At 67.2% G+C, this 26,747-nt stretch carries 22 protein-coding genes and 2 tRNA genes; 11 read left to right on the forward strand and 13 right to left on the reverse strand.

What is annotated here, in order from left to right:
• The first annotated feature begins 58 nt into the window (after positions 1 to 58).
• The gene (locus GPX89_RS21740) at positions 59 to 1,009 is read left to right on the forward strand and encodes an ATP-binding cassette domain-containing protein (protein ID WP_157389457.1); all 951 of its coding nucleotides are present in this window, start codon (positions 59 to 61) and stop codon (positions 1,007 to 1,009) included.
• On the forward strand, positions 1,006 to 1,800 hold the full coding sequence (locus tag GPX89_RS21745; RefSeq protein WP_157389458.1) for an ABC transporter permease: 795 nt from the start codon (positions 1,006 to 1,008) through the stop codon (positions 1,798 to 1,800). The genes GPX89_RS21740 and GPX89_RS21745 overlap by 4 nt, the downstream gene beginning before the upstream one ends.
• Here the strand turns inward: GPX89_RS21745 and GPX89_RS21750 are convergent.
• From GPX89_RS21750 to dnaA, 11 genes are all read right to left on the reverse strand, one after another.
• Positions 1,778 to 4,909: an ATP-binding protein gene (locus GPX89_RS21750; protein ID WP_198347534.1), complete on the reverse strand. Its 3,132-nt coding sequence runs from the start codon at positions 4,907 to 4,909 to the stop codon at positions 1,778 to 1,780. The two genes, GPX89_RS21745 and GPX89_RS21750, sit on opposite strands and share 23 nt — an antisense overlap.
• Before the next feature lie 99 nt (positions 4,910 to 5,008).
• A complete protein-coding gene (locus GPX89_RS44720) occupies positions 5,009 to 5,116 on the reverse strand; it encodes a DLW-39 family protein (RefSeq protein ID WP_222932817.1) in 108 nt (35 codons plus the stop codon).
• Between the two features lie 75 nt (positions 5,117 to 5,191).
• Positions 5,192 to 5,264 (reverse strand) — tRNA-Ala (locus GPX89_RS21755).
• Positions 5,265 to 5,294: 30 nt separating this feature from the next.
• Positions 5,295 to 5,368, reverse strand: a tRNA-Ile gene (locus GPX89_RS21760).
• 136 nt (positions 5,369 to 5,504) lie between these two features.
• Positions 5,505 to 6,407 carry a DUF3566 domain-containing protein gene (locus tag GPX89_RS21765; protein ID WP_407939478.1) on the reverse strand — a complete coding sequence of 301 codons (903 nt, stop codon included), beginning with the start codon at positions 6,405 to 6,407 and terminating at the stop codon, positions 5,505 to 5,507.
• A gap of 90 nt (positions 6,408 to 6,497) precedes the next feature.
• The gene (gene gyrA / locus GPX89_RS21770) at positions 6,498 to 9,011 is read right to left on the reverse strand and encodes a DNA gyrase subunit A (RefSeq protein ID WP_157389460.1); all 2,514 of its coding nucleotides are present in this window, start codon (positions 9,009 to 9,011) and stop codon (positions 6,498 to 6,500) included.
• Positions 9,012 to 9,141: 130 nt separating this feature from the next.
• The gene (gyrB, locus tag GPX89_RS21775; protein WP_328602149.1) at positions 9,142 to 11,193 is read right to left on the reverse strand and encodes a DNA topoisomerase (ATP-hydrolyzing) subunit B; all 2,052 of its coding nucleotides are present in this window, start codon (positions 11,191 to 11,193) and stop codon (positions 9,142 to 9,144) included.
• Between the two features lie 370 nt (positions 11,194 to 11,563).
• Positions 11,564 to 12,151, reverse strand: coding sequence for a DUF721 family protein (locus GPX89_RS21780; RefSeq protein ID WP_157389461.1), 588 nt, complete (start codon positions 12,149 to 12,151; stop codon positions 11,564 to 11,566).
• A 92-nt stretch (positions 12,152 to 12,243) separates the two neighbouring features.
• Positions 12,244 to 13,428 (reverse strand): DNA replication/repair protein RecF, encoded by a 1,185-nt coding sequence (gene recF, locus GPX89_RS21785; RefSeq protein ID WP_157389462.1) that lies wholly within the window; start codon positions 13,426 to 13,428, stop codon positions 12,244 to 12,246.
• A 218-nt stretch (positions 13,429 to 13,646) separates the two neighbouring features.
• Positions 13,647 to 14,816, reverse strand: coding sequence for a DNA polymerase III subunit beta (gene dnaN / locus GPX89_RS21790; RefSeq protein ID WP_157389463.1), 1,170 nt, complete (start codon positions 14,814 to 14,816; stop codon positions 13,647 to 13,649).
• Positions 14,817 to 15,583: 767 nt separating this feature from the next.
• On the reverse strand, positions 15,584 to 17,542 hold the full coding sequence (dnaA, locus tag GPX89_RS21795; RefSeq protein WP_328602150.1) for a chromosomal replication initiator protein DnaA: 1,959 nt from the start codon (positions 17,540 to 17,542) through the stop codon (positions 15,584 to 15,586).
• 560 nt (positions 17,543 to 18,102) lie between these two features.
• On the opposite strand from dnaA, the gene rpmH reads away from it, so the two are divergent.
• The 9 genes from rpmH (at position 18,103) to GPX89_RS21840 (ending at position 24,895) form a co-directional block, all read left to right on the forward strand.
• The gene (rpmH, locus tag GPX89_RS21800) at positions 18,103 to 18,246 is read left to right on the forward strand and encodes a 50S ribosomal protein L34 (RefSeq protein ID WP_033085250.1); all 144 of its coding nucleotides are present in this window, start codon (positions 18,103 to 18,105) and stop codon (positions 18,244 to 18,246) included.
• Positions 18,247 to 18,333: 87 nt separating this feature from the next.
• The gene (rnpA, locus tag GPX89_RS21805) at positions 18,334 to 18,726 is read left to right on the forward strand and encodes a ribonuclease P protein component (RefSeq protein WP_328602151.1); all 393 of its coding nucleotides are present in this window, start codon (positions 18,334 to 18,336) and stop codon (positions 18,724 to 18,726) included.
• A 9-nt stretch (positions 18,727 to 18,735) separates the two neighbouring features.
• A complete protein-coding gene (gene yidD / locus GPX89_RS21810) occupies positions 18,736 to 19,056 on the forward strand; it encodes a membrane protein insertion efficiency factor YidD (protein WP_157389464.1) in 321 nt (106 codons plus the stop codon).
• A 4-nt stretch (positions 19,057 to 19,060) separates the two neighbouring features.
• Positions 19,061 to 20,164, forward strand: coding sequence for a membrane protein insertase YidC (gene yidC, locus GPX89_RS21815; protein WP_328602237.1), 1,104 nt, complete (start codon positions 19,061 to 19,063; stop codon positions 20,162 to 20,164).
• Between the two features lie 30 nt (positions 20,165 to 20,194).
• On the forward strand, positions 20,195 to 20,728 hold the full coding sequence (locus tag GPX89_RS21820; protein WP_157389465.1) for a Jag family protein: 534 nt from the start codon (positions 20,195 to 20,197) through the stop codon (positions 20,726 to 20,728).
• A gap of 118 nt (positions 20,729 to 20,846) precedes the next feature.
• Entirely contained in the window at positions 20,847 to 21,584 is a 738-nt protein-coding gene (rsmG, locus tag GPX89_RS21825) for a 16S rRNA (guanine(527)-N(7))-methyltransferase RsmG (RefSeq protein ID WP_407939451.1), read from the forward strand.
• 402 nt (positions 21,585 to 21,986) lie between these two features.
• Positions 21,987 to 22,955: a ParA family protein gene (locus GPX89_RS21830; protein ID WP_198347535.1), complete on the forward strand. Its 969-nt coding sequence runs from the start codon at positions 21,987 to 21,989 to the stop codon at positions 22,953 to 22,955.
• A gap of 46 nt (positions 22,956 to 23,001) precedes the next feature.
• Positions 23,002 to 24,015: a ParB/RepB/Spo0J family partition protein gene (locus tag GPX89_RS21835; protein ID WP_157389467.1), complete on the forward strand. Its 1,014-nt coding sequence runs from the start codon at positions 23,002 to 23,004 to the stop codon at positions 24,013 to 24,015.
• A 160-nt stretch (positions 24,016 to 24,175) separates the two neighbouring features.
• Positions 24,176 to 24,895: a GNAT family N-acetyltransferase gene (locus GPX89_RS21840; protein ID WP_328602152.1), complete on the forward strand. Its 720-nt coding sequence runs from the start codon at positions 24,176 to 24,178 to the stop codon at positions 24,893 to 24,895.
• Positions 24,896 to 24,985: 90 nt separating this feature from the next.
• On the opposite strand, the gene GPX89_RS21845 is transcribed toward GPX89_RS21840, so the two are convergent.
• Both GPX89_RS21845 and trxA read right to left on the reverse strand, forming a co-directional pair.
• A complete protein-coding gene (locus GPX89_RS21845) occupies positions 24,986 to 26,182 on the reverse strand; it encodes an N-acetylmuramoyl-L-alanine amidase (RefSeq protein WP_157389468.1) in 1,197 nt (398 codons plus the stop codon).
• Between the two features lie 221 nt (positions 26,183 to 26,403).
• Positions 26,404 to 26,742 carry a thioredoxin gene (gene trxA / locus GPX89_RS21850; protein ID WP_157389469.1) on the reverse strand — a complete coding sequence of 113 codons (339 nt, stop codon included), beginning with the start codon at positions 26,740 to 26,742 and terminating at the stop codon, positions 26,404 to 26,406.
• Between the last annotated feature and the right edge of the window lie 5 nt (positions 26,743 to 26,747).

The raw sequence follows: 26,747 nt of genomic DNA on the forward strand, positions 1-26,747 counted from the left end.
GGCCCGCACTCTTCTTCTCGACAGCGACCGCAGCGGTCGCGAAACCGAGGGAGACGCGATGACCCACCACCCCCGCCCACCGGCGATCACCGTCACCGGACTGCGCAAGTCCTACCGCGACCACCACGTCCTCGACGGCATCGACCTGCGCGTCGAGGCCGGGACCATCTTCGCGCTGCTGGGACCCAACGGCGCGGGCAAGACCACCACCGTCCAGATCCTGTCCACCCTCATCGGCGCGGACGCCGGCGAGATCCGGGTGACCGGGCACGACGTTCGCACCGAACCCGACGCGGTGCGCGCGGCCATCGGCTTGACCGGGCAGTTCGCGGCCGTGGACAACCTGCTCACCGGGGAGGAGAACCTCGCCATGATGGCCACCCTGCACCACCTCGGCCGCGCCGAACGCAAACGCCGAACCGTCGCTCTCATCGAACAATTCGACCTGGTGGACGCCGCCCGCAAGCCCGCCTCCACCTACTCCGGGGGCATGCGCCGGCGGCTCGACATCGCCATGGGCCTGATGAGCGACCCGAAAGTGCTGTTCCTCGACGAGCCGACCACCGGACTGGATCCGCGCAGTCGCCGCGCGGTGTGGCGGCTGGTGCGGGAACTGGTCGCGGGCGGCACCACCGTCTTCCTGACCACCCAATACCTCGAGGAGGCCGACCAGCTCGCGGACCGCGTCGCGCTGCTCGACGGCGGCCGGATCGTCGCCCAGGGCACCCCGGAGGAACTCAAGCGACTGGTGCCCGGCGGACACGTGAACCTGCGCTTCACCGACCCGCGTGACCTCGACGCCGCCGCCCGGCTGCTCGGGGCCTCCGCCCGCGACGACGACGAACTCACCCTGCAGGTGCCCGGCGACGGCGGCGTCGACTCGCTGCACACGCTGCTGGGCCGGCTCTCCGCCGCCGGACTGCGCGCGGCCGAATTGTCCATCCACACACCCGATCTCGACGATGTCTTCCTCGCCCTCACCGGCCAGCCCAAGGAGTCCGTGCGATGAGCACCACCACCGTGAAGAACGCACTCACCGATTCGTCGATGATGGTGCGGCGCAGTCTCAAACACATCATTCGCTATCCGTCGATGACGATCCCGCTGGTCATCGGGCCGATCATCTTCCTGCTGCTGTTCGTGTACGTCTTCGGCGGCACCCTGGGGGCCGGGATCGGAGGTTCCGGCGGGCGCGGCGCTTACGTCAACTACGTGACCCCGGGCATTCTGCTGCTGGCGGTGGCGGGCGCCTCGACGGCCACCGCGGTCGCGGTGTGCACCGATATGACCGAGGGCATCGTGGCCCGGTTCCGCACCATGTCGATCTTCCGGCCGTCACTGCTGGCCGGGCATGTGGTCGGCAGCATGGTGCAGACCTTCCTCAGCGTCACCATCGTGCTCGGGGTCGCCGCGCTGGTCGGATTCCGTCCGGAGGCGGGCGCGCTCGGCTGGCTCGGGGCGGCGGCCATGCTGGCCCTGCTGACCTTCGCCATCACCTGGATCGCGGTGCTCATGGGCCTGGTCAGCGAGAACCCGGAGATGGCCTCCAACCTGCCCATGCTGCTGATGATCCTGCCCTTCTTCGGAAGCGGTTTCGTCCCCACCGATTCCATGCCCGCCTGGCTCGGCTGGATCGCCCGCAACCAGCCCTTCACTCCGGTGATGGAGACGCTGCGCGGCCTGCTGCTGGGCACCCCGGTCGGGCATCAGGCCTGGATCGCCGTCGCCTGGTGCGTGGGGATCGCGGCCGCCGCCTGCTGGGGCGCGACCACCCTGCTCAATCGCGAACCGGGACGGTAACGCGCTCCCGCAGGACGGCCAGTGCGGCCGAACGCAATTCCGCCACACCCAGGGCGGCGTAGCTCGAGCGAGCCTCGAGATACGCCGCCCGATCGGCGTTTTCGGCGGCGGTGCGGGCACGGTGGCCCGCCATGGTCGGATGGATCTGATGCGGCGGATCGAACCGCTGCGCCAAGGCCGTCAGCCGGGCGCCCGAAACCCGCTGTCCCCCGGCCAGATCCGCGGCGGCCAGGGCCAGCAGCGCGGCCCCGGACGCCGTCAACTCGGCCAGGTGGCCGGACGGCTGATCCGAGGGGCGTTCCAGCAGCGCCGTCACCTGACCGGCCAGCCGGGTCACGAGTTCGGCCACCAGATCGGTCCGATCGTGCTGGGCGTGGGCCATCACCGCCGCCGAACACACCTCCAGCGCCCACACCTGCACCCCGCGCGGATCCGGCCGGTAGAAGGGATTGTCGTTGCCGGACACCAGTTTCGCGATCTCCCGCCAGCGCCAGAGTCCGTCCTCGACCTCGCCTCGCGCCAAACGCAGCTCGGCCTGCGCCACCTGGGCGTAGGGGTGCACGAACAGATCGGTGAGATCCGGAACCTGGGCCAGCCACGACTGCGCCGACTCGAGATCGTCGCGCTGCAGGGCGGCCATGGCGGAGGCGACGAGCAGGTCACCGCGATCCGGGCGCGGACCCAGGCCGGCGGTCTGGGCCAGGGCGGCGGTGATCTCCCGACCGGCCAGTTCGGCCCGTTCCGACAGCAGCGCGAGATGGCCGACACGGCAACGGGCTTGGAAGTTCAGCCAGGAATCGGGCGCCGCGGCCAGGGCCGCCAGCATGCGTTCGGCCGCGGCCAGCGCGGCGCCCCGGTCACCGAGCTGTTCGGCGCGCACGCTCACCATCAGGTGCCCGAGTGCGGCCGGGAGCGGAATGTCACTGTCGCACAGGCGATGCAGCGGCTCGGGATCCGGACCCAGCAGTTCCGGCGCGGCGAGCAGCACCGAGGCGATGGCGCGGACCGGGGTATCGGGCGGCGCGGCGGGCAGCCGCCGCAGCACCAGCAGTGAGCGCGCGTCGAAGGCTCCCCGCATGGCATGGTGGACCGCACCCACGACCGCGGCGGCCCGGGCGGCTTCCACGAATTCGGCCGAGGGCCGGAAATGCGAGAGCAGCCAGGCACATTCGCGCGCCATATCGCCGACCCGCGTGTACTGCGCGCCGACGAACCAGTACGAGCCCAGCACGGCGCGCAGCGCGGCCACCGTCGGCGCGTCCGCCAGTTCCAGCGCGCGACCGAGCGCGTACACCAGATTGTCCTGTTCCGCGCGCAGGACCACGGTCTCGGCCAACGCGGTGAACACGTACGGGACGCGAGCGCGGCCGAAATCCCGTGCCCAGGCCAGGAATTCCCGCTCGGCCGCCGGGTCCTCCCCCGCCGCGCCGCGCTCGGCCGCCGCGAACTCCCGCACGGTCTCGAGCATGCGGAACCGGGTGCCATCGGCGGCCTCGCTCACCTGGAGCAGCGATTGGTCGGCCAGATAAGTGAGGGTGTCGAGGGTTTCGAGGAGATCCTCGCCCAGGACCCGGCTCCCGGCCTCGGCGGTGAATCCGCCCGGGAAGATCGAGAGCAGGCGCAGGGCGCGGCGGCCCGATTCGTCGAGCAGGTTCCAGCTCCACTCCACCACCGCGCGCAAGGTCCGATGCCGTTGCGGCGCATCGCGGGAGCCGCCGCGCAGCAGGGCGAAACGGTCGGACAGCCGCCGTGACATCTCGGCCACCGACATCACCCGCACCCGCGCCGCCGCCAGCTCCACCGCCAGGGGCAAGCCGTCCAGGGCCGCGCACAGTTCCCGCACCGGCGTTTCCGGGAGCTCCGCATCCGGGCGGACCGCGCGGGCCCGCTGCGTGAACAGCTCGGCCGCGGTGCTCGCGTCGAGGGTCGGAAGCTGGTGTACCGCTTCCGAGCTCAGCCCGAGCGGCGCCCGGCTGGTGACCAGCACCCGGACATCGCGGGTCAGCGACACCAGCGCGCTCACCAGTTCGGCCGCGCCCCCGAGCACCTGCTCACAGTTGTCCAGGATCAGCAGCGATTCCGCGCCCAGCTTCCGGGCGATGCCCGCGACCGCCGCACCCGGGACCGCCTCCCCCGCACCGATCGCCGCGGCCACCGCGGTCGCGACCGCACCGTCCTCGGAGACGGCGGCGAGTTCGACCAGATACACCGAGCGCTGCTCGGCCGCCGCGCCCACCGCGTGCGCCATCCGGGTCTTGCCGAGCCCGCCGGGACCCACGATCGACACCACGCGGTGGCCGTGCAGCAGGCCGGTCACCGCGGCCAGCTCGCGCGCGCGGCCGACCAGCGGGTTCGGATCGTGCCGAATGCCTTGGCGCACCGGTGGTTCGCCCGCGCGCAGCAGTTGCCGATGCACGGATCGCACCGCGTCACCAGGATCGACTCCGAGCTCGTCGCGAAGCAGCCGGCGATAGCCGTCGTAGCGGGCCAGCGCGGCCGCCGGCCCGGAAGTCTCGGCCTCGGCGCGCAGCACCTCGACCAGGATCTCCTCGTTGCGGGGCTCCCGGTCGGCGATCTCGAGCAGCGGTCCGAGTGCCGCCGCGTAGCGGCCCGACCTCGCCAGGCTCAGCGCGTGCACGGTGGCCAATCGGCGCCGGGCGGGCAGGCGCGCCACCCGGAGTTCGGCGACCGGATCGGCCGAGTCGCGCAATTCGTCCACGACGCCGTCCCAGAGCGCCAGTCCGGCCTCGGCCTGGGCCAGGGCCGCCTCGATATCGCCGGCCCGGGCATGTCGTTCGGCCGCCGCCGCGCGGATCTCCAGGGCCGCGGCATCCACCTGTTCGGGTTCCAGGGCGAGCCGGTAGCCGGTCGGTGTGCTCGCGATGAGCTCCGCTCCCAGCTGCGCCCGGGTCCGGGAGACCAGCACCTGCAGGGCCTTGGCGGGATTGTCCGGCAGCGCGTCTCCCCACACCCCGTCGACCAGTCCGGCAGCACTGCTCCCGGCACGCAGATCGAGGGCCAGCACCGCCAGCAGCGCTCGCACCCGCGGCCCGGTGACCTCCTCGCCACGCAACGCGACGCTGGGAAGCAAGGTCAGCTGGATACTCACGAATTCACCGTAACGGGCAGTGCCCGGACGGGCCGAACAAAAAGCGACGGTGCGCGGATAGGTCCCCGAGGGACGAAATCAGCACACCGTCAGCGTTTTTCAGCGAGTGGTGACCTCATGCCAGAGATCGGCGTCATTGCGCTGACGCAGTTTGCTGATTCCGAAGGCCACGGCGGCGATCACGACGAGCGTGAGAACGAATTTCATGAATCCCACAGTACTGGAATGACAACCGCGCCCGAACGACGCAAGCCGCAGACCATACGGTCTGCGGCTTGATTGTGGAGCCTAGGGGAATCGAACCCCTAACCCCTGCCTTGCAAAGGCAGTGCTCTGCCAATTGAGCTAAGGCCCCTGGGAAGGCAGTTCGATCTTTACCTGTAAGTGGGCCTAGGAGGACTTGAACCTCCGACCTCTTCGTTATCAGCGAAGCGCTCTAACCGCCTGAGCTATAGGCCCTTAGTGGGTGTTCGGAGTGTGTAACTCGAACGAGGCAGAAGATTACCGTACCCAACCGTCGATAACCAAAACGGCCGGTCAGCGGGCTGCGGTGCGCAGCCCGGACCGGCCGTGAAGGCGGATCGAAACAGCGGTTCTAGTCGGGGTCGGCCAGGGTGACCTGGATGCCGCCGACCAGATCGGTGCACTGGTTGTAGACGAACACGCCCACGGTGGACAGCGCCGTCAGCAGCACCACATTGATCAGGCCGATGACCCCGGCGTAGCCGAAGACCGTGCCCGCGTCGATGAGCGCCGAGCTGGAGTTGTCGGAGAAGTCCAGGAACGTGGAGTTCAGGCGCTCCCACACACCCATGCCCTCCAGCACCAGGTACAGCAGGCCGACCGCCAGCATCCACACGAAGAACATCGCCACGCTGATCACCAGCGAGACCTTCAGCGTGGACCACGGGTCGATGTGGCGCAGCTGCACGGTCGCCCGCAGCGGCTCACCGGTGGCCGCGGCCTGCGCCACCGCCGCGGGGGCGGACGGCGAGACCGGACCGGCCGGGGCGATCGGCTCCGGCGGCGGCAGCGGGTGCCGCAGTTCGGACAGATCCGGCAGATCCTTGACCAGTTCCGGGCGGGCGATGCTGCGGGTCGGTCCGTCGATGCCGACGGACTTCACCATGGCGGCCTCCTTGCGCGCCGCCTTGGCCGCCAGGTCGGCGGTGGTGCGCGCGTTGGAGACGCCGCCGGACAGACCGCCACCGCTCCCCTTGAGGCTGCCGGTGCTGCCCGGCGTGGGCGCGGACTGGCCCGGACGGTACAGGTTGGACTGCGGCTCGCGCTGCGGCAGCTGCGACCAACCCTCCTGGAAGGGCGAACCGCCCTGTCCGTCCGCGGAATCCGCGGCGGCCTCTGCCGAATTGTTACCTTCCGGCCCGAATTCGCCGGACTGGTCCGACAATTCGGGATTTTGCGACGAAGCGCCGTCGCCCCCGCCGGTCCGCGGAATGGGCCGCGGCGGAATCGGGGACGGGGCGATTCTCTCGGTCACGCCATTGGCATGACCGCGCTGGTCATTCGGCTGATTCGTGGTCAATGGTGAATCCTTCGATCCGTGTGTGCCGCCGCTGCTGTGGTGAAACTACTGCTTCGCCGAACCGCTGGTGTCATCTTCGGCAACCTGGTCGGGCTCATCCGCGTTCCGAGCGATCGCGAGCAAAGTATCGCCCTCGCCCAGGTTCATCAACCGCACGCCCTTGGTCTGCCGCCCGGCCTTGCGAACCTGGTGCGCGAGCGTGCGAATGACACCGCCGCCCGAGGTGATCGCATACAGCTCATCCTCGTCGTTGACGATGAGCGCACCGACAAGACTGCCACGCTTCTCGTCGTACTGAATCGTCAGCACGCCCTTGCCGCCGCGACCCTGCGCCGTGTACTCGTCGATGGCCGTACGCTTCGAGTACCCACCCGCGGTCGCGACAAGCAGGTAGATGCCCTCTTCGTCGCGAACCACATTGAGCGACAACAGTTCGTCGTCGGCATTGAAGCGCATGCCCTGCACGCCGGAGGTGGCGCGGCCCATCGGGCGCAGCACCTCGTCGTTGGCGTTGAAGCGGATCGACTGACCGTGCGCCGACACCAGCAGCAGGTCATCTTCCTTCGAACACAGTGCCGCGCCGACCAATTCGTCCTCATCGCGCAGATTGACCGCCACGATGCCGCCGGTGCGGTTGGAGTCGAAGTCGGTCAGCTTCGACTTCTTGACCAGGCCCTTGCGGGTGGCCAGCACCAGGTAGGGCGCGTCCTCGTAGGACTTGATCTGGATGACCTGGGCGATCTTCTCGTCCGGCTGGAAGGCCAGCAGGTTGGCCACGTGCTGGCCGCGCGCGGTGCGGTTGGCCTCGGGCAGCTCGTACGCCTTGGCCCGGTACACCCGGCCCTTGTTGGTGAAGAAGAGCAGCCAGTCGTGGGTCGAGGTGATGAAGAAGTGCTTGACGATGTCGTCCTGCTTGAGACCCGCGCCCTGCACGCCCTTGCCGCCGCGCTTCTGCGAGCGGTACAGGTCGGTCTTGGTGCGCTTGGCGTAACCGGTCTCGGTGATGGTGACGACCACGTCCTCGCGGGCGATCAGGTCCTCGTCCTGGACGTCGCCGTCGGCCGCGATGATCTTGGTGCGGCGCTCGTCGCCGTACTTGTCGACGATCTCGGCCAATTCGTCACGGACGATGGCGCGCTGACGCTCCGGCTTGGCCAGAATGTCGTTCAAATCCGCGATCTCGGCCTCGATCTTGGCCAACTCGTCGAGGATCTTCTGACGCTCCAGGGCCGACAGGCGACGCAGCTGCATGTCGAGGATGGCGGTCGCCTGGATCTCGTCGATCTCCAGCAACTGCATCAGGCCGGTGCGCGCGGTCTCGGTGTCGGCCGAGCGGCGGATCAAGGCGATCACGGCATCCAGCTGGTCGAGCGCCTTCACCAAACCGCGCAGGATGTGGGCCCGCTCCTCGGCCTTGCGCAGCAGGTAGCGGGTGCGCCGGATGATGACTTCCAACTGGTGGTTCACGTACAGCCGGATCATCTGATCCAGGCGCAGCGTCCGCGGCACCTTGTCGACGATCGAGAGCATGTTGCAGCCGAAGGAGGTCTGCAGCTGGGTGTGCTTGTAGAGGTTGTTCAGCACCACCTTGGCGATGGCGTCACGCTTCACCGTGATGACGATGCGCAGACCGACACGGTCCGACGACTCGTCGTGGATGTCGGAGACACCCGCGATCTTGCCGTCCTTCACCTGCTCGGCGATCGCGTTGATGAAGTTGTCCGTGTTGACCTGGTACGGCAGCTCGGTGATGACGATCGTGGTGCGACCACGGTTGTCTTCCTCGATCTCCACCACACCGCGCATGCGGACCGAACCGCGACCGGTGGTGTAGGCGTCGATGATGCCCTGGGTGCCCACGATCAGGCCGGCGGTCGGGAAGTCCGGGCCCTTCACGCGCTCGATGCACGCGGCGAGGGTGGCCTCCTCGTCGGCATCGTGGTTGTCCAGCGCCCAGTAGATGGCTTCGGCCAGCTCGTTCAGGTTGTGCGGCGGGATGTTCGTCGCCATACCGACGGCAATACCGTTGGAGCCGTTCATGAGCAGGGCGGGCACCCGGCTCGGCAGAACGGTCGGCTCCTGGGTCTTACCGTCGTAGTTCGGAATGAAATCGACCGTCTCGTGGTCGATTTCGCGCAGCATCTCCATCGCCAGCGGCGTCAGACGGCACTCGGTGTAACGCATGGCGGCCGCGCCGTCGTTGCCGCGAGAACCGAAGTTGCCCTGACCGTCGACCAGCGGGTAGCGCAGCGCCCACGGCTGGGCCATACGCACCAAGGTGTCGTAGATCGCGGTGTCACCGTGCGGGTGGTAGTTACCCATGGTGTCGGCGACCGGGCGCGCGGACTTCACGTAACCGCGGTCGGGCCGATACCCGTTGTCGTACATCGCGTACAGGATGCGCCGGTGCACCGGCTTCAGGCCGTCGCGCACCTCGGGCAGCGCGCGGCCCACGATCACGCTCATGGCGTAGTCGATGTAGGAGTTCTGCATCTCCTGCTGGATGTCGACCGGCTCGATGCGGTCGCCACCCGAAGGCGGAAGCGAAGTCTCAGTCATAGATAGGTCTCCGTAGGAAGTCTGTGGTGGTCGGGATGCGGCGGCCGAAGCGGGGGTTCGGGGGCTTGCCCCCGAAAGGGGTTGGGGGCCTTGCCCCCTTCTCCCCTACCCCCGGCTCGGGGTGTCCCGATCACACATCGAGGAAGCGAACGTCCTTGGCGTTGCGGGTGATGAAGCTGCGCCGAGCCTCGACGTCCTCACCCATGAGGATGGAGAACAGCTCATCCGCGGCAGCCGCGTCATCGAGGGTGACGAGCCGCAGAACGCGCACGGTCGGATCCATGGTGGTCTCCCACAGCTCCTTCGGGTTCATCTCACCGAGACCCTTGTAGCGCTGGATGCCGTCGTCTTTGTTGATCTTCTTGCCGGCCGCCAGGCCGCGCTCGAGCAGCCCGTCGCGCTCCTTGTCGGAGTACGCGAATTCCGGCTCGGAGCGCTGCCACTTCAGCTTGTACAGCGGCGGCATGGCCAGATACACGTGACCGTGCTCGACCAGCGGGCGCATGAAGCGGAACAGCAGGGTCAGCAGCAGCGTCGAGATGTGCTGGCCGTCGACGTCGGCGTCGGCCATCAGCACGATCTTGTGATACCGCAGCTTGGCGATATCGAACTCGTCGTGGATGCCGGTGCCGAAAGCCGTGATGATGGACTGGACTTCGGTGTTCTTCAGCACGCGGTCGATGCGCGCCTTCTCCACATTGATGATCTTGCCGCGCAGCGGCAGGATCGCCTGGTACATGGAGTCGCGGCCGGACTTGGCCGAGCCACCGGCGGAGTCGCCCTCCACGATGTAGATCTCGGACTTGCTCGGATCCTTGGAGCGGCAGTCGGCCAGCTTGCCCGGCAGGCCACCCAGATCGGTCGCGGACTTGCGCCGCACCAGCTCTCGCGCCTTGCGCGCCGCGACACGGGCCTGCGCCGACGAAACCGCCTTCTGCACAATGGTCTTCGCATCGGCCGGATTGGCCTCGAACCAGTGCGAGATGTGCTCGTTGCAGGTGCGCTGGACGAAGGACTTCACCTCGGTGTTGCCGAGCTTGGTCTTGGTCTGGCCCTCGAACTGCGGGTCGGCGATCTTCACGCTCACGATGGCGGCCAGGCCCTCGCGGATGTCGTCACCGGTGAGGTTGCCGTCCTTCTCCTTGAGGAGCTTCTTGTCCTTCGCGTACTTGTTCACCACCGTGGTGAGCGCCGCGCGGAAGCCCTCCTCGTGGGTGCCGCCCTCGTGGGTGTTGATGGTGTTGGCGAAGGTGTGGACGGACTCGGAGTAGCCCGAGTTCCACTGCATCGCGACCTCGACCTCGTGGCCGGTGCCCTTGCCGGTGAACGACACGATCGAGTTGTGGATCGGCGTCTTGGTCCGGTTGATGTGCTTGACGTAGTCCTCGAGCCCACCCGGGTAGTGGTAGGTGCGGGTCTTGATCTTCGGCGTCGCGGCCGGGGCGTTCTCGTCGAGATGCTTGGGGGCCTCGGCGGTTTCGCTCACCACCTCGTCGGTGACGTCACCCTCGGCCACCCGCTGATCGGTCAGCGTGATGGTGAGGCCCTTGTTCAGGAACGCCATCTCCTGCAGACGCCGCGCCACCGTCTCGAAGCTGAAGGTGGTGGTCTCGAAGATCTCCGGGTCCGGCCAGAACCGGATGGTGGTGCCGGTGCGCTTGGTCGGCCCGCCCTGCACCAGCTTGCCCGGCTTGGAGTCCTTGTACTCCTGGGTCCAGTGGTACCCGTCGGTGTCCACGTCGGCCTCGAGGCGGGTGGACAGCGCGTTCACCACCGAGATGCCGACACCGTGCAGACCGCCCGACACCGCATACGATTCGCCGTCGAACTTGCCGCCGGCGTGCAGCTGCGTCATGACCACCTCGATGGTGGGCACACCCTGCGCGTGCATGGCGACCGGGATACCGCGGCCGTCGTCGACGACCTCCACGCCGCCGTCGGCCAGCAGCGTGACATCGACCCGCGAGGCGTACCCGGCCATGGCCTCGTCGACGGAGTTGTCGACGACCTCCCAGATCAGGTGGTGCAGACCGCGCTCACCGGTGGAACCGATGTACATGCCGGGACGCTTACGGACGGCCTCGAGGCCCTCGAGGACGGTGATGGACTCAGCACCGTAATTCGACGGCTTGCCGTTCTTGGGCGGGGTCGAGCCTTCTGCGTTGGAGTCGTTGGCAGCCACTGGTGGGTAGCTCTCCTTACTTGCTGATCCTCCCGGCACTGCGCGTGGCACGCGTGGAGCCCTCAGACACTGGTCTGCTCGAGTGCCAGACGGTGTCTGCTCGAGAATTACGGGGGCTCACGCGCGGGCGCTGCGGAACGCGCCGGGAGGTATCGCCGCTAGTTACTCCTACATCCTACTGGTACGACCGACAGAGAACCCACCTATGACACCCCTGAGTGAGCCGTACGGTCATGAAATCGACTCGCGATATGACCCGTTATGGGTGCGGGGGGTTCCAGGACCGTCAGCGGGCGATGCGAGGGCAGCGGGAAGGCCGTTTGCGCGAGGGTTCGCGACGATCTCCGAAACGTTCCACGTGAAACAAGATCTATCCGTAGGTATCGCGCGGGCCCCGGCCTTTGACGTGCCGATCTCCGTGCCGCCAGCTCGGGGCGGTCGGGCCGTTGATCTTGAGTTGCTTGACCACGCCGTTGCCGACCGCGGCCGCGATCTTGGCCAGAATCTGCGACTGGAACATGCGCAGCTGAGTCGCCCAGGCCGTGGACTCGGCCTGAATGCTCAGGATGCCGTTCTCGAGCGAGATCGGTGTGGCATGCGAGGCGATGTCCTCCCCCACCACGGTGGCCCAGCGACCGAAGACCGTGCCCTCGGCGACCTTGCCGGACCAGCCGCGCCCCTTCGCCAACTGCATGGCCAGGGCCGAAAGGGTCTGTGGATCACGCTCGTCCGGATGCGCACCCGACCAGCCGGAGCGACGGCGCAGCGCCCGGACACCGCCCTTGCGCGGGGAGGCCCGGCCCTGACCCACCGACTTTCCGGCCGCACGGGCCGCGGCGCGCGCCTCCTCGAGGGCGCGCCGGGCGAGATCGACGCCGCGCAGCTCGGGTTCGGGACCAGCGGTCGCGGGATTGCTCTGAGGAGGCGTGCTGTCGTCGGCTTCCGGTGGCACAGCCATCCACAACTCCTTCCACATCTGGTGATCACCCTCGGTTCGTCACGTGATTCTGCCGCATCCCACCGACGGACTCGCCGAACACGATGGTGATGTCACATGGACGCCGACTCGGCTATCCGCGACGCGCGGCGGTCGGCCTCGCCCGTGGTCTCCACACGCATCGGCACGGCCTCGAGTTCGGCGGGAACGTCCTCGGGCACGGCGGCCGTGATCAACACCTGCTCGGCCCCGGCGGCCACGGAGGCCAGCGCGGTCCGGCGGCGGCGATCCAGTTCGGCGAACACGTCGTCGAGGATCAGCACCGGATCGGTGCCGGCCGAACGCAGCAGCTCGAACGCGCCGAGTCGCAGCGCCAGCGCGAAGGACCAGGATTCGCCGTGGCTCGCGAAACCCTTCGCGGGAGCCGAACCCAGCATCAACTCCAGATCGTCACGATGCGGACCGACCAGGCAAACGCCGCGTTCCAGCTCCTTGGGACGGGCGGCGGCCAACTCCCGCAACAGGATTGCCTCCAGTTCCCGTTCGTCCTCAGGCTGTGGAGAACGCGCGGGATCGAGGTACTCCGGCGGCAAACTCGCACTTCGGTAAGCGATTGTGGCGGGCCGGGATTCGGGAGCGATACCTGAATAAGCCTGTGCAAGATGTGGATAAAGCTCGTGCACCAGCCGCAGGCGCTGTGCGAGCAACACCGCGCCGTGGACCGCCAGATGCCCGTCCCACACGTCGAGGGTGCCCATCTCCGCACCCCGGTTGCCCGAACGCGCATTGCGCCCAGCGGTTTTCAACAGTGCCGAGCGCTGCCGCAGCACCTTGTCGTAATCCGCGCGCACGCCGGCCAGCCGCGGCAGCCGGGCGGTGGCCAGCTCGTCCAGGAATCGCCGCCGCTCCCCCGGATCCCCGCGCACCAGCGACAGATCCTCCGGGGCGAACAGGACGGTCTGCAGAATCCCCAGGATCTCCCGTGGCCGCCGCACCGGGGAGCGATTGATCTGGGCGCGATTGGCCGTGCCCTGATTCAGCTCCATATCCACCCGGAGCTCGCGACCGGCATTGACGACCGTCGCACCGACCCGGGCCTTCTGCGCACCGATCCGGATGAGCGGGGCATCGGCCGCCACCCGGTGTGAACCGAGTGTGGACAAGTAGCCGAGGGCCTCGATCAGGTTGGTCTTGCCGTTCCCGTTGGAACCCAGGAAAACCGTTCTACCGGCTGAAAGTTCGAGCTCGGCGGCCTCCCAGGAGCGGAAATCGCGCAGCGACAGCGCTCGCACGTGCATCCGACTAGGCCCTATCTATTCGGCATGATCGGGGGCCCTGCGTGGTTACGCAGGCTGCCTCCTCCGGGCCCTGACCGATCACGCCGGGCATGCCCGGGAGCGGATCGAATAACGGCCCCGCCTGGGGATACTCGAACGCGCGCAGCGAATCCGCTACGCGCGCCGAATTTTTCACAGGTTTGTCAACACTGTGCACAGGTGTGTCGTCCGATGCTCGATCAGCCCGGCAGCCGCACCGGCATCAGCAGGTAGATGTAGCTGCCCGACAGCGCCGAGAAGGCGCCCGACTCCAGCTGGGCGGGCTCTTCCTCGGGAGCGGGCAGGAAGACCGCCGGGCGGCTGGGGGTGGTGAAGCCGAAGGTCACCCGGTCCGAATGCGCGGCGGACAGGCCGTCGAGCAGGTAGCCGGGGTTGAAGGCGATGGTCAGCGGCTCACCGCGGAACTCGGCCTCGAGCCATTCCTCGGCGCGACCGGCATCGTCACCGCCGGCGGAGAGCAGCAGGCCCTCCTCGGAGAACTCCAGCCGCACCTGGGCGCCGCGCTCGGCCACCAGGGCCACACGCTTGATGGCCTCGGTCAGCGCGCTCACCGTGATGGTCGCGAGGGAGGTGTGCTCCTTGGGGAGCAACTGGCGGAACTTGGGGAATTCCGCGTCGAGCAGGCGGGTGGTGGTGCGGCGGCCGCCGTTCACGATGCCGAGCAGGCCGTCGGTGCCGGTGCCGAAGGCCAGTTGCACCGGCTGATCGGACGCACCGAGGGTTTTCGCGGCCTCGGACAGGGTGCGGGCCGGGACGAGCACCGCGGTCTCCACATCGGCGCGTCCGGGCTGCCATTCGAGCTCGCGCACCGCCAGCCGGAAGCGGTCGGTCGCGGCCAGGACCACCTTGGGGCCCTCGATCTCGACGCGGATACCGGTGAGCATGGGGAGCGTGTCATCGCGACCCGCGGCCACGGCCACCTGAGAGACGGCCTCGGAGAACAGATCCACGGCGAGCTCACCGGTCTGGGGAGGAAGCTCGGGAAGTTGGGGGTAATCCTCGACCGGCATGGTCGGCAGGGAGAACTTGGCGCTGCCACAGGCGATCAGTACGCGGGTGCCGTCCACGGACACGTCCACCGGCTTGTTGGACAGCGCCTTGGTGATATCGGCCAGCAGGCGGCCCGACACCAGCACCTGGCCCGGACCGGCGACCTCGGCGGCCACGCGCATCTGCGCGGAGACCTCGTAGTCGAAGCCGGAGACCGTCAGGCCATCCTCGTCAGCCACGAGAAGCACGCCACCGAGCACGGGAACCGGCGGCCGCGACGGCAGGCTGCGGGCCACCCAGGCTACGGATTCGGCGAAGTCCTCGCGGGCGACCCGAAACTTCATGCTTGCAAGCTCCATCGCCCGGTCTGTCCTCTCCCAGTGGATTGGTGAACTCTGCTGATCTGAATCAGCCGCCTACGCAGTCAAGCACAGGGGACTGACAGTGAACCGTACCCGCGAGCGCCCCGACGACCAACGTCGACCCTCCGGGCGATCCGATGAGTCCGGATCCGGATCCCTCCTTCTCCTTGCCTCCCGATCGGGTGGGGAGGGACTGCCCATCGGACCGTGCTCCCCCAACCCGAGTTTCCACACACCCTGTTTTAGAAGAGCCTTCTCTAGATGAATAACTGAAGTAGTAGTAGGTCCTGTTAGTTCTGTGGACTTCGCCCGTTTACCCAGGTCCGGGCGTGCGGTGTCGTGTGGATGTCGTTTGGGTGGCTCGAGGATGAACGGCGAGTGGCTGTGGAGTCGATCCACTCCTCCACATTGATCCTCGAGCCATCCTCGAGTTGCTCCCCCATTCCAGGCCCGGTAGCCAACATCAGGATGAAACCGGGGACTACCTCGAGGATTCCTCGAGGAGCTGACAGGGATTCCTCGAGGAATCCACAAGGGCTCGAGCGCATCCGGGCTGGTCAGCGCTCGAGGATGAATTCACCTGTGGGAACTGTGCACTACCACCTGTGCACCAGTGTGAGTGGCGACCTGGGGGCAAACCCGTGGACAACAGTGGGAATCCTCGAGGAATCCCCAACCCATCCTCGAGGACTCCTCGAGGAATCCACACCCGCCGAAACAAAAGACCCCCACGTCAGAGGACATGGGGGCCTGTGGACTGTGGATCAGCGTGAACGCTGTTTGATTCGGGCTGTGAGTTCCTGAACCTGGTCGTACACCCGACGGCGCTCGGTCATCTCCTTGCGCACCTTCTTGTCGGCGTACATGACCGTCGTGTGGTCGCGGCCGAAGGCCTGACCGATCTTCGGCAGCGACAGGTCGGTCAGTTCGCGGCATAGGTACATGGCGATCTGCCGGGCCTGCGCCAGCGGCCGGGCCTTGCCCGGACCGGTCAGCTCCTCGAGCGTGGTGTTGAAGTACTCAGCGGTCACGGCCATGATCGTGGACGCCGTGATCTCCATGGTGGTGGAATCGGGCATCAGATCCCGCAGCACCACCTCGGCCAGCGACAGATCCAATGCCTGACCGTTCAGCGAGGCGAAGGCCGTCACCCGGATCAGCGCGCCCTCGAGCTCGCGGATATTGCGTTCGACCCGGCTGGCGATGAGTTCGAGCACATCGTGCGGCACGTCCAGGCGGTCCATGCGCGCCTTCTTGCGCAGGATCGCGATGCGCGTCTCGAGCTCCGGCGGCTGCACATCGGTGATGAGGCCCCACTCGAAGCGGGTGCGCAGCCGCTCCTCCAGGGTCGCCAACTGCTTGGGCGGACGGTCGGAGGAGACCACGATCTGCTTGTTGGCGTTGTGCAGGGTGTTGAAGGTGTGGAAGAACTCCTCCTGGATGCCTTCCTTGCCTTCGATGAACTGGATGTCGTCGACCAGCAGGATGTCGGTCTCGCGGTAGCGGCGCTTGAACGCCACCTTCCGGTCGTCACGCAGCGAGTTGATGAAGTCGTTGGTGAATTCCTCGGTCGAGACGTACTTCACCCGCATGCCGGGGAACAGCCGCTGGGCGTAGTGCCCGGCCGCGTGCAGCAGGTGCGTCTTGCCCAAACCCGAAGCGCCCCAGACGAACAGCGGGTTGTAGGCGCGAGCGGGGGCCTCCGCGATGGCCACCGCCGCGGCGTGCGCGAAGCGGTTGGACGCGCCGATGACGAAGGTGTCGAAGGTGTACTTGGCGTTCAGGCTGGCCGAGGAGGACGCGGCGGGCGCGGGTTCGCGCTCGGGCGTCCTGTTGAAATAGGTCGGCCACGAGTTGCGGACATTGACGACCGGCTCGTCGTCGTGGGCTTCGTCGACCGGCCGGCGCGCGGCCGGCTCCTCCGAATACCGCTGTTCCTCCGAATACCGCTGCGGCGCGGGCTCATCCGCGTAGCGCTGCGGCTCGTCCGAGTACCGGGGCGCGGGTTCGTCGGCGTAGCGCTGGGGAGCGGGCCGCGCGGGTTCGTCGTCGGGTTCCGGGGAGAACAGCGATTCCTGTCCGGGCGGCTTGGGCGCGCTGCGGTGGTTCTCGCGGCGGCGGGGCGGCGCGGGCGGCTCGCCGCCGGGCATAGGACGTTCGGGCGCGGACATCGGCAACTCTTCGGCCATCTGTGGCTGGCCGAATTCCACCGGTGGATAAGCATCCCGGTCGTCGTACTCGGCCGGGTAATCCTGGGGAGGAAGGTAGCGGGGGGCCGCGTACTCCTGGGGAGCCTGATACATCTGCTGTGGACGCTCGGCCACCGGCGGTTCGGGCTGATACGACGGCGGTGCGGGCTCTGGTTCGCGGGGGCGTTCGGGGCGCGAGGTCATGCGCGCGTGCCGCGGCGTATTGCCCGAGCGACCGGCCGGCGGATTCTGTTGCGCGCGGATGCGCACGCCCAGGCCCTCGACCTGCAGACCGCGGCGGGCCAGGGATCGCAGAATGAGCTCCCGCAGATCGCGTTCGACCGTGACCTGCGCCATCGTGCCCGGCACCGAGAGCAGCGCGAATCCCTGCGCGAAGGTGATCGGTTCGATAGTGTTCAGCCACGCCTTGTGAGCCTTGCTGACCGGCTGGATCTCCCCGTCCGTGGAGCCGCTCGCCAACTCGGCGATCACCTCCGGCCAGACAGCCGTCAGCACATTCTGCTCGTCGTCCACGAACGCAGTCCTCCCCGGATGTAGGTCGATTGGAGCAGACGGGATGCGCTGCTCGGATCCCCCCAGTCACCGGGCGTCGGCGCGGAACCGTCGGCCCTACGAATATGCCACTCCAGGGGTCTTTCCACACAATTATCCACAGATGTGGAAAACCTGGGGATACACGCCACCGCGTGTCTGATTCGTCGATTTGGGCGCTTACCTGCGGGTTCTCAGCTATCAGCTGGCAAAGTCAACCGCGGCGCCTCGGCAGTACGTCGAATGCCTGGAAAGGACCGTACACGAAGCGGCCCCCGCGACACGAACCCCCAGCAAGCGGCGCGCGGAACGATCGATCCAATCCCGCCGTGCTCAGCCAAAACCGGTGCCCTACCCCCGAGTTTGACCCTCGTCCAGGGGGTAAGTACCCTTCTACAGTCACCCTATGGTGCGGTGGCGGCTGTCTGCTGCCCGTGCCGACAAGGGTATTGCGCCGAGGGACTCCCGTCCGTCGAGAGCACCGTTTCACCGAACAAACTTCGGGCGTCACCGGACGTCCACCACCTAGAGGAGTGTTGACCGTGGCCAAGGGCAAGCGGACGTTCCAGCCGAACAACCGTCGTCGGGCGCGCGTCCACGGCTTCCGTCTCCGGATGCGCACCCGTGCGGGTCGCGCCATCGTGTCGGCGCGCCGTGGCAAGGGCCGCGCCAAGCTGACCGCCTGATTCGGTAACCCCGGATGCGGCGTCGTATGAACGACTCGCCGTCCGGTCTCCGGTCCCCCATCCGCCCGCATTCCGCTGGACGCTCAGGTGCTGCCTGAGCCCTACCGGCTGCACCGGCGCTCCGACTTTTCCCGGACGGTGCGCCAGGGCCGGCGGATCGGGAGACGGGACCTCGTTGTGCACGTACTGCTACACGACGAACAAGCCAGCGGACCGACCCCGGTGATCCGGGTGGGCGGTCCGCGTTTCGGCTTGATCGTCAGCAAGGCGGTGGGTCCGGCGGTGGTACGCCACCGGGTGGCCCGCCGCCTGCGTCATATCTGCGCGAGCCTGACGGATGAATTGCCCGGGAGCGCGGACATTGTCATTCGCGCCCTCCCGGGTGCCGCCGACGCGCCCTCCGACGAGCTGCTGCGGCAGTTGCGGAGCGGCCTGCGCAAGCTCGGCACCCTTCCCGTCGGCGCGAATCATGAAGTGTGAGAACAACTCATGAACCCATTGCGCGCGGCTGCCCGGTTCCCGGCCAAAGCTCTGATATTCCTCATCGAGCTGTATCGGACCTATATCTCCCCCACCCGCATGCCTACGTGCCGCTTCACTCCTACCTGTAGTGAGTACGCGGTGACGGCGTTGCGCACCCGCGGACTGTTCGTCGGACTCGGATTGGCGACCGTCCGATTGGCGAAATGTGCGCCCTGGCACCCTGGTGGGTGGGACCCCGTGCCGGAGCGCAAGCACCGGCACGCGGCATCAGCTTGTGAAGGGTCATCGCCCGCGGTGACCGGCGATACGAACGACGGGAGTGCATAGAGCCGTGCTCGACTTCATCTATTACCCGGTGTCGGCCATTCTGTGGTTCTGGCACCAGGCATTCGGGTATGTGCTGGGCAAGAACAGTGGATTCGCCTGGGCACTGGCCGTGGTGTTCCTCGTGTTCACTTTGCGGCTCGTGCTCTACAAGCCGTTCGTGAAGCAGGTCCGCACCACCCGGCAGATGCAGGAGCTGCAGCCGCAGATCAAGGAACTGCAGAAGAAGTACAAGAACGACCGTCAGGAAATGACGGTCCAGATGCAGAAGCTGCAGAAGGAACACGGCTTCAACCCGCTCATGGGCTGCCTGCCCGTGCTGCTGCAGGTGCCGGTGTTCATCGGTCTGTTCCACGTGCTGCGGTCGTTCAACCGTGTCGGCGGCAGCAGCGGCCTCGCCGGTTTCGGCGCCACCCACGGCATGACCGCGGAGCAGAACGCGAATACCGCGAACTACATCTTCAGCCCCGCGGAGGTTCAGTCCTTCCTCTCCGCACGGCTTTTCGGCGCTCCCCTGTCGTCGTTCATCACCCAGCCCATGACGCAGCTGGAGTCGTACGCCCACTGGGGCGGCATGCCGAGCAAGGTCGCCATCGCCGCGGTGTCGATTCCGCTCATGGTGATCGCCGGCATCGCGACCCACATGAACGCGCGTGCGTCGGTGGCCCGGCAGTCGCCGGAGGCCGCGGCTCAGCCGCAGGCCGCCATGATGAACAAGCTGGCGCTGTACGTGTTCCCGCTCGGCGTCATGGTCGGTGGTCCGTTCCTGCCCGTCGCCATCCTGATCTACTGGGTGTCCAACAACATCTGGACCTACGGACAGCAGCACCTCGTCTTCGGCAAGATCGAGAAGGAAGACGAGGAGAAGAAGCGGATCGCGCTGGAGCGCCGCGCGCAGAACGCCCCGAAGCCGGGCGCGAAGCCGGTCGACGTTCGCAAGAAGCAGACGGGCAAGGTCGAGGACGCGCCCGTCGACGGTGTCGAGGACGCGAAGACCGATGCGCCGCAGGCCTCCACCAACGGTGCCAAGCCCGCCCCGGGTGCCAAGCCCGCGGGTTCCAAGAAGCGGTCCGGGAACCGGGGCCGCGCCAACCAGAAGCGCCGTCGCTGAGACTTACAACTCCAGATGAAGGAAACAACCATGACTGTTGAAACCGACGGAGGGGATCCCACTGTGACGGCTGCGACGGCGGCACCGGACGCGACCGACGCCGAGGAAGCGCTCATCGAAGAGGGTGAGATCGCCGGCGACTACCTCGAGCAGTTGCTCGATGTGCTCGACTTCGACGGCGATATCGACCTCGATGTCGAGGGCGACCGCGCCGTCGTGAGCATCGACGGTGGCAAGGATCTGTCGAAGCTGGTCGGTCGTCGCGGCGAGGTCCTGGACGCGCTCCAGGAACTGACCCGGCTGGCCGTGCAGCAGGCGACCGGTGTCCGCAGCCGGCTCATGCTGGACGTGGCGGGCTGGCGTGCAAACCGTCGCTCGGAGCTGAGCACGCTCGGCACCGAGGCCGCCAAGCGCGTGCTGGAAACCGGTGAGCGCGAAGCCCTCTCCCCCATGACCCCGTTCGAGCGCAAGATCGTCCACGATGCCGTGGCCGCGCTCGACGGTGTGGTGAGCGAGAGCGAAGGTGTGGAGCCGAACCGCCGCGTGGTGGTGCTCCCCGCCTGACACGCGGAACACATGAGGCAGGGCCCCCGGATCGAGATGACCGGGGGCCCTACTCTTATCCGAAGACGGGTAGTTCGGGGGAAGTGAAGTTCAGTCGGGGGCAAGGCGTTCGGAAGGGATGTTTCACGTGGAACAAGAGACCGAGATGACCGCACCCGGTCCGGTCGAACCTCCGGCTGCGGCCGCGGTGGTGTTCGGGGATCGGTTGGACAAGGCTCGGCTCTACTACACCGCGCTCGCCACGGCGGGCGTCGAGCGCGGATTGATCGGTCCGCGTGAGGTCCCCCGTCTGTGGGATCGGCACATCCTCAACTGCGCGGTGATCGGTGACCTCATCCCCCACGGCGTGCGCGTGGTCGATATCGGCAGCGGGGCCGGGCTTCCCGGCATCCCCCTCGCCATCGCGCGGCCCGATCTCCGGATCACCTTGGTGGAGCCGTTGCTACGCCGGACGGTCTTCCTGGCCGAGTTCGTCGCGGAGGCCGGACTCGACAATGTGCTCATCGTGCGCGGGCGCGCCGAGCAGGCGGGCGTGAAGAAGGAGGCGGGCGGCGCGGACATCGTCACCTCCCGCGCGGTCGCTCCCCTGGCGAAGCTGGCGGGTTGGTCCATGCCGCTGGTTCACGAACACGGACGGATGCTGGCCCTCAAGGGAATCAGCGCGGCCGAGGAACTCGAGCGCGATCGCGACGACCTGACCAAGGCGGGGGCGGGCCACGCGGAGGTTCTCGAATGCGGTGCGGGAGTGCTGGAGACGCCCACCTTCGTCATCAGCGCCGAGCGTCTGGCACGGGCCGAGCGCCGCGCGGAGCGGAAAGCCGGAGGACGCGGCACCAGCGGCTCGAAGCGTCACTGACGAAGCTCCCGGCGGCGAGGGGCCGGGCAACCGCCGATGTTTCATGTGAAACATCGCGCGAATGTGTTGTGAAGACGCCGATTCCGCGTGTCGTGGCGCGAAGCTTCCGTTTCAACTTCCGTATTGTGTTCGGTACTGGCAAGCTAGTGAACGTCGAGCGTGAGCGCAGACTTGCGATGCCCGACACCGGCTCGAATCGGCTGACTGTCAGCGGAACGGCTTCGGAATGGGTATCGATCTCGCACCTCGCATCTCCTCGGTGACAATGCAGCGTCGCGGCTGCTGCTGCCAGGTGCGCGAAATTCTGCTCGGCCACGTGTCTTTGAGTTCTCGGGGTTAGGAGCCTGTATGTCCAGCGGTAAGGCGAATGTTTCACGGGAAACAACGTCCCGAGTCCCCGGCATGCTCGATAGCGGTCCATTCGACACCGACGAGTTCAGCCGCACCCCGTTCGGGAACATCTCCCCCACCGAGACTCCGATCGCCGCCGAGGCGCAGCGCGCGAGCCAGGTGCTGTCCGGCACCAACGCTCACATTCCGCGGCCCAAGGAACAGCGCATCATCACCATCGCCAATCAGAAGGGCGGCGTCGGTAAAACCACCACCGCCGTGAATCTGGCTGCCGCGCTCGCCATTCAGGGCATGCGGGTGCTCGTCATCGACCTCGACCCCCAGGGCAATGCCAGCACCGCGCTCGGCATCGAGCATCACTCGGGCATTGCCTCCAGCTACGAACTACTCATCGGCGAGTGCTCGGTCAGCGACGCCATCCAGCAGAGCCCGCACAATGAGCGGCTGCTGTGCATTCCGGCCACCATCGATCTGGCCGGCGCCGAGATCGAACTCGTCTCCATGGTCGCGCGCGAGGGTCGCCTCAAGGCCGCCATCCAGGAGGCCAACCTCGCCGGGTACGACATCGACTACGTGATGATCGACTGCCCGCCGTCGCTGGGTCTGCTCACCGTCAATGCGATGGTCGCCGCCAAGGAGGTGCTGATCCCGATCCAGTGCGAGTACTACGCGCTGGAGGGTGTGGGTCAGCTGCTCCGCAATATCGGTCTGGTGCAGGCGCACCTGAATCCCGAATTGCATGTCTCCACCGTCGTTCTCACCATGTACGACGGCCGCACCAAGCTCGCCGACCAGGTGGCCGAGGAGGTGCGCTCGCACTTCGGTGAGGCGGTACTGCGCTCCGTGATCCCCCGCAGCGTCAAGGTGTCGGAGGCTCCCGGTTACGGGATGACCGTCCTCGATTACGATCCGGGCTCGCGGGGTGCGATGAGCTACCTCGACGCTGGACGAGAGATCGCGTCGCGGACGGCGCGCCAGACCGCGGTTGCGCCGGCTTCGGACGCACAATCCGGTGTGTAAGTGATTTTTTCGGTGGCGGTGAACAACGGAAGGGGTCGGTAGGCCGATGAGTCAGGCGAAGAAGGGTGGACTGGGGCGCGGTCTCGCGGCACTGATCCCGACGGGCCCAGCGACCACACCCGGCGGGCTCGGCAGTGCCGCCGCCAACGTCGTCATCGGTCTCGACCCGGTCGGGCCGCAACCCGCCTCGGCGTATCTGCATCGGGTCCCCGATCCGGTCGAGGGCGTCGAGGGCACCGAGGCAGGCGCGGTGTACCGGGAGATCCCGCCGCTGCAGATCGAGCCCAACCCGAAGCAGCCGCGCTCGGTCTTCGAGGAAGAGGCGCTGGCCGAACTGGTCCACTCCATCAAGGAATTCGGTCTGATGCAGCCCATCGTGGTGCGTCAGATCGCGACCCTGCCGGAGCCGAAATATCAGCTCATCATGGGCGAGCGGCGGTGGCGGGCCAGCCAGGAGGCGGGGCTGGAGGCCATCCCGGCGATCGTGCGCGAGACCGCGGACGACTCCATGCTGCGGGATGCGTTGCTGGAGAACATCCATCGCGTGCAGCTGAATCCCCTCGAAGAGGCGGCCGCCTATCAGCAGCTGCTCGAGGAGTTCGGCGTCACCCACGAGGAACTGGCCTCACGCATCGGGCGTTCGCGTCCGGTCGTGACGAATATGATTCGGCTCCTGAAGCTTCCGATTCCGGTGCAGCGCCGGGTCGCGGCGGGCGTGCTCTCGGCCGGCCATGCCCGCGCCGTGCTGGCGCTGGAGGCGGGAGCCGATGCGCAGGAGGCGCTCGCGGCGCGCATTGTCGCGGAGGGCATGTCGGTCCGGGCGACCGAGGAGGCCGTCACCCTGGCCAACCGGAACCCGGAGGTTGCCACTCCCCCGGCGCCCAAGCGCAAGCCGATTCAGATGCCCGGTCTGCAGGATGTGGCCGAGCGGTTGTCGGCGTCGTTCGACACCCGCGTGACGGTCGCGCTCGGCAAGCGGAAGGGCAAGATCACTGTCGAGTTCGGCTCCATCGATGATCTGGAGCGAATCGTCAGTCTCATGGAGCAGTCGAAGCCCTAGAGTGGGTCCACCCCGAGGGTCACGGTGGAAACGTCACTGTGACGTTCGGGTTTATGGCCCTGGAGAGGCGTACAGCGTTGATCGCTTATTCTTGCTGGCGAGCACATCTTGATGCGGCGTGAGTGTGGATGAATCGGACAGCTGGAGGCTGAGCAGAGCGGTGTCGACCAGCGTGACCGCACTTACCCTCGGCGGACTCGACAAACTTCCGGTACATGCACGGCGGTGCGTGTTCTGGGAGATCGATCCGGCGGTGGCGGCGGATTCCCATGACTTCAGCGACCCGACCTTCGAGAAGGAGGCCTGGCTCTCCACCGTGATGCTGCAGTGGGGTTCCTGTGGACAGGTCGCGATGGTGGACGACAAGTCGGCCGGGTGCGCGCTCTACGCGCCGCCCAGCGCGGTACCGCGCGCCGGCCTCTTCCCCACCTCCCCCGTGAGCCCGGACGCGGTGCTGCTGACCACGCTGAGCTCCGAAATCCCGTATCAGGGCTCCGATATAGGCAATCAGCTGATTCAGGCCGTGGTGGCCGATCTGGTGCGCCGCGGTGTCCGGGCCATCGAGGCGTTCGGTATTCGCAAGGATCCGCCGACCAGCCCGATGCCCGCGATCGGTTCCATGACGCTGCGTGAGCGGATCGGTACGCCGCGGCGCTCCCCCGCCCCGGCGCCGTCGGGCTGCTCGCCGGAGAACTGCATGATCGAGGCCGACTTCCTCGAGGATGTCGGTTTCAAGGTGGTGGCCTCGCATCACCGGTTCCCGCGTCTGCGACTGGAATTGGATCATGAGCACCTGTGGAAGGAAGACGTCGAGCGCGCGCTCGATCAGCTCCTGGCGGCAGCGGAGCTGACCATGCCGACCCGCATCGCCACGCGGTAGATCCACTCCCCCGCCTCGAACGAGAAACCCCTCCAGCCCGAATGGGTTGGAGGGGTTTGTTTCATGTGAAACATACGAGCCGATCGACGCTCAGAGGCGGTCGGCGGCGGCCAGTTCCTCGGCGAGCAGTTCGGCGAATGTGTAAGTCCCCGTGGGCTGGTCGTCCTGGCCCAGCAGGTACAGGCGCTTGACCGAGATCAGGATCGCCTCGGCGATCACGTCGCGCATGCGCGGATTGGTCAGCACGGCGGAGTCGTAATCGTTGGACAGGTAGCCGATGTCGACCTGAACCGTCGGCATCTTGGTCAGGCGCAACAGATCCCAAGTCCGGGCGTGGGTCCGGCAGTCCTGCAACGAGGTTCGCGCGACGATCTCACGCTGGATGAACCCGGCCAGCACCTGTCCGATCATGGACGTGGAGCCGTGCGAATTGCCGAAGTGGAAGCTGGCCACGCCGCTGGCGGAACCGCTGTCGTTGCTGGCGCAGCGCAGCGAGATCATCAGGTCGGCGTCGAAGGTGTTGGAGGTCTCCGCCCGCTCGGCGTCGGAGGGGTTGGAGCCCCACGGCCGCGACAGGAAGGTCTCCATACCGGTTGCGGCCATGCGGCCTTCGAGGCGGCTGGCCAGATCCCAGAGGATCTCCGATTCGTAGACCTCACCGAATTCGGTCGGCACGCCCGAACCCTTGTCCGGCCCGCCCAGGCCCGGGTCGATGACGATGCGCTTGCCGGTGAGCTGCGGCCCGGCCCGGTGCACCACCTCTTCCTCGGCGATGCGATGCGGGTTGCCGCCGGTCACGCGGGCGCCCAGCAGGTCCAGCGAGCGCAGCGTATCCGGACCGCAGATGCCGTCGGAGGACAGGCCGATCTCGCGCTGGAACGAGGTGAGCGCGTCGTGCGTGTGCGGCCCGAAATAGCCGTCCACCCGATGCACGTAGAAGCCCAGATCCTGCAGTCGCCGCTGCAGAGTGGCGACATCGTCGCCGTACAGCGGTGCGGACAGCTGGTAGATGAGGGTTCGCGCGCCCAGCCGGTAGGAGGCTTCCTTCAGCGCGCGGTAGGTGGCCGGACCGACCACGCCGTCGACCAGGAGTCCGCGATGCTGCTGAAAGGCGCGGACCGCGGAGTCCAGATCATGGTCGAAGGTGGCGTCGGAATCCTTCCAGAACTCCCCGATCGGACCCGAGGGGTCGCTGTTGGGGTGGGAATGCAGGAACCCGAGGCTTGCCAGGGTGCTCCGAACCTCTGCTACGGCTGGTCCTGTATCGCCGTGACGAAGTCGGTGCATGCGTGAGAGCCCTTTCCTTCCGCCAACCCGGGTACCCACTCATGCGTCGGTTCACACCTTCGCACGACCGGAGCGTCGAATGATTGTTTCAGACCCGGACCGAATTTCGGCAACTGTCGAGTGCAGGCATCCTAACCCTGGCGCCCGCGTCAGGGGCCGAAGGCGGGAACCCGCGCGGATCACGCGGCCCCCCTTCGGCGCCGAAATTCTATCCAGCCTCGTTAAAGAACTTCTTGCAGTTCGCGCAAGAGGGCCGCTTTGCCCTTTGCGCCGACAATCCGCTTGGTCTCCTTGCCGCCCTGGAACAGGACCATGGTGGGCAGCGAGAGGATGCCGTAGTGGGAGGCCGTCTCCGGGTTGTTGTCGGCGTCCAGCTTCGCGATGGTGATCTTGTCGGTGTTGGCCGCGGCGATCTCCTCGAGCACCGGGGCGACCATCTTGCACGGGCCGCACCAGGCCGCCCAGAAGTCCACGAGCACAGGCTTTTCGCTGAGCAGCACCTCGTCGGCGAAGGTGGCGTCGGTCACCGTCTTGGTGGCTGAGGTCTTGGCGTCGGACATTGCCC

Source organism: Nocardia terrae (genome assembly GCF_009760405.1).
Lineage (GTDB): Bacteria > Actinomycetota > Actinomycetes > Mycobacteriales > Mycobacteriaceae > Nocardia > Nocardia terrae.

Excerpts from the sequence above, each read along its gene's own strand:
- GPX89_RS21740 (WP_157389457.1), top strand. The coding sequence starts at position 59 with ATGACCCACCACCCCCGCCCACCGGCGATCACCGTCACCGGACTGCGC.
- GPX89_RS21745 (WP_157389458.1), top strand. The coding sequence starts at position 1,006 with ATGAGCACCACCACCGTGAAGAACGCACTCACCGATTCGTCGATGATG.
- GPX89_RS44720 (WP_222932817.1), bottom strand. The coding sequence starts at position 5,116 with ATGAAATTCGTTCTCACGCTCGTCGTGATCGCCGCCGTGGCCTTCGGA.
- gyrA (WP_157389460.1), bottom strand. The coding sequence starts at position 9,011 with ATGACTGAGACTTCGCTTCCGCCTTCGGGTGGCGACCGCATCGAGCCG.
- GPX89_RS21780 (WP_157389461.1), bottom strand. The coding sequence starts at position 12,151 with ATGGCTGTGCCACCGGAAGCCGACGACAGCACGCCTCCTCAGAGCAAT.
- recF (WP_157389462.1), bottom strand. The coding sequence starts at position 13,428 with ATGCACGTGCGAGCGCTGTCGCTGCGCGATTTCCGCTCCTGGGAGGCC.
- dnaN (WP_157389463.1), bottom strand. The coding sequence starts at position 14,816 with ATGGAGCTTGCAAGCATGAAGTTTCGGGTCGCCCGCGAGGACTTCGCC.
- yidD (WP_157389464.1), top strand. The coding sequence starts at position 18,736 with ATGAACCCATTGCGCGCGGCTGCCCGGTTCCCGGCCAAAGCTCTGATA.
- GPX89_RS21820 (WP_157389465.1), top strand. The coding sequence starts at position 20,195 with ATGACTGTTGAAACCGACGGAGGGGATCCCACTGTGACGGCTGCGACG.
- rsmG (WP_407939451.1), top strand. The coding sequence starts at position 20,847 with ATGTTTCACGTGGAACAAGAGACCGAGATGACCGCACCCGGTCCGGTC.
- GPX89_RS21830 (WP_198347535.1), top strand. The coding sequence starts at position 21,987 with ATGCTCGATAGCGGTCCATTCGACACCGACGAGTTCAGCCGCACCCCG.
- GPX89_RS21835 (WP_157389467.1), top strand. The coding sequence starts at position 23,002 with ATGAGTCAGGCGAAGAAGGGTGGACTGGGGCGCGGTCTCGCGGCACTG.
- GPX89_RS21845 (WP_157389468.1), bottom strand. The coding sequence starts at position 26,182 with ATGCACCGACTTCGTCACGGCGATACAGGACCAGCCGTAGCAGAGGTT.
- trxA (WP_157389469.1), bottom strand. The coding sequence starts at position 26,742 with ATGTCCGACGCCAAGACCTCAGCCACCAAGACGGTGACCGACGCCACC.